The organism is Microcoleus sp. OTE_8_concoct_300 (assembly GCF_031383065.1).
Classification (GTDB): domain Bacteria; phylum Cyanobacteriota; class Cyanobacteriia; order Cyanobacteriales; family Microcoleaceae; genus Microcoleus.
Genome location: NZ_JANMZH010000077.1, coordinates 1 through 2,748 on the forward strand (window position 1 = coordinate 1; position 2,748 = coordinate 2,748).

The window sequence follows — 2,748 nt, forward strand, 5'->3', positions numbered from 1 at the left end:
TCTTTGACGCACTTGATGATGTCTGCTTTCGCGATAAATTCGGTTTAGCAATTTCAATGAAAGTGGATTAATGTCTCGAAGTAAAAACATATAAAACCTCTTTAAATAAAACTTGATGTTTTTAGTATATCATATTATTTAATTTGTGTAATTAATTTTGTTTGACTACTTATCTGCAATTGATTGAGACACTCCTGAATTGCCCCAACGGTGAGGAACCGCAGATTTTACAGGCTAACTTAGAATTGGTAGATTCGGGGTTTCTGCAAGTTTGCGAGGTAGTAGCAGAAAACCTGGCAGAGGAAGGACAGGAAAATCACGCTAATTATTTACGGAATTTGGCCAGTCAGCTAGGGCAATTATTGGAGATGAACGATGACGGAGATAGCGATAACTCTGAAGGTGAAAATCCCCAAGAGTATGCAAACTTTATCCGAGAATTATTGCAAGCAGAACAAGATAGCAACAGCGAGATAAAAGTAATTTACCCCATGCTGGCCGGGCGGCAACATCTCCTTAATGACCGTTTTGCCGAGATTTTACACCAAGAGGCCCAGAAGTTAATTGCCGACAAACATCCTGAAGCAATTGAATCTATTCTCGTCCGCATTGGAAACTTGAGTAATCATATTAGTGACTTTCCGCTGGGGAAAAGAGCGAATAATATTGAAATTGCCATTACCGGTTATCAAATACTTTTAAATAATTGGGAACCGGGAAGCGAAAATTGGGCAACGACGCAAAATAATCTGGCAGCAGCCTACACTTACAGAATCAGGGGAGAGAAAGCAGAGAATATCGAACTGGCGATCGCATCTTGCACTGCTGCATTAACCGTCCGCACCCGCGATGCCTTTCCCCAAGATTGGGCGGCGACGCAAAATAATCTGGCAAATGCCTACAGTGACAGAATCAGGGGAGAGAAAGCTCAGAATATCGAAGTTGCGATCGAATATTTCACTGCTGCATTAACCATCCGCACCCGCGATGGCTTTCCCGAAAAATGGGCTATGACGCAAAATAATCTGGGAGAAGCCTACCGTAACAGAATCAGGGGAGAGAAAGCTCAGAATATCGAAGTTGCGATCGCATATTACACTGCTGCATTAAGGGTCCTCACCCCCGATGCCTTTCCCGAAAAATGGGCAACGACGCAAAATAATCTGGCAAATGCCTACAGTGACAGAATCACGGGAGAGAAAGCAGAGAATATCGAAAGTGCGATCGCATCATATACTGATGCATTAACCGTCCTCACCCCCGATGCCTTTCCCGAAATATGGGCAACGACGCAAAATAATCTGGGAGAAGCCTACCGTAACAGAATCAGGGGAGAGAAAGCTCAGAATATCGAAGTTGCGATCGCATCTTACACTGCTGCATTAACAGTCCGCACCGGCGATGCCTTTCCCGAAAAATGGGCTATGACGCAAAATAATCTGGCAAATGCCTACTGTCACAGAATCAGGGGAGAGAAAGCAGAGAATATCGAACTGGCAATCGCATCTTACACTGCTGCATTATCCGTCTACACCCGCGATGCCTTTCCCGAAAAATGGGCTATGACGCAAAATAATCTGGCAAATGCCTACTTATACAGAATTAGGGGAGAGAAAGCAGAGAATATCGAACTGGCGAAAAAGTGTTACCACAATGCTTTAACTATCAGAACTTGCGAGGCTTTCCCACAAGAACATACAGTGACTTTATCTAATTTAGGTAATCTTTACCGAACTAACCAGCAATGGCCACTCGCTTATGATACCTATGCCCCAGCGATTGAAACAGTAGAATTTTTACGGGGTGAGATTCAATCTGGGGATGAAACCAAACAGAAATTAGCCGAAGAATGGAATCAACTCTATCTGGGCATGGTAGAAGTTTGCATCGAACTGGAACGCTACACCGAAGCCATAGAATACGCCGAACGCAGCAAAGCCCGCAACCTTGTAGAACTCTTTGCCAACCGTGACATCAAACCTAAAGGCAATATCCCCGAAACTGTTCTCAACGAACTCTCGCGGCTGCGTCGAGAAATTGAGGCCGAACAGCGACAACTGGAAATCGAACAGATAAACCGTAACAGTAATGGTGGCAGAATATTGGGAGAACCCAGCCTCAAAATCGACAGCATAACCACTAGCCGCGATTCTACTCATCTCACCAAATTGCGTAAACAACTAGATGAATTGATTGCTCATGAAATTACATCAATTGATCCTGATTTTAGCCTAACCCAAAAAGTTAAGCCCATCCTCTACAAAGACATTCAAACTCTGACAGGTGAAAACACCGCTATTCTTGAGTGGTACATCATGGGCGATAAATTTCTAACTTTCATCATCACCCCGCAATCCCCAACACCAATAATCTGGCAATCTTCAACAGCAGACTTTGAAGCCTTAATAAATTGGGATAACGAGTATCAGAAAGACTACAAAGAGATCAAACCCCAATGGAAGCAAAAACTAGCCTCCCGCCTCCAAAACCTAGCTGAGATTTTGCATCTTGATGAGATTTTAAAGAATATTCCGAAACCATGCGATCGACTGATTTTAATTCCCCATCGCTTCCTGCATCTTTTCCCCCTTCATGCGTTGCCAATCTCCCACCAAAGGGATTTTGAAAGCGGATGCACCGATGAAATCGATTCTTCTATCACTGTATCCCTGTCCAAATCCGAATCGTGCCTTCTCGACTTATTCCCTGGTGGAGTCAGCTATGCCCCCAGTTGCCAACTACTGCAAC

At 43.9% G+C, this 2,748-nt stretch carries 1 protein-coding gene; it reads left to right on the forward strand.

Annotated elements, in window-relative coordinates:
• Nucleotides 1-161: 161 nt before the first annotated feature.
• Nucleotides 162-2,748 (forward strand): tetratricopeptide repeat protein (locus tag ACUVJL_RS03785; RefSeq protein ID WP_445244627.1); only part of this gene is annotated, 2,587 nt, incomplete at its 3' end.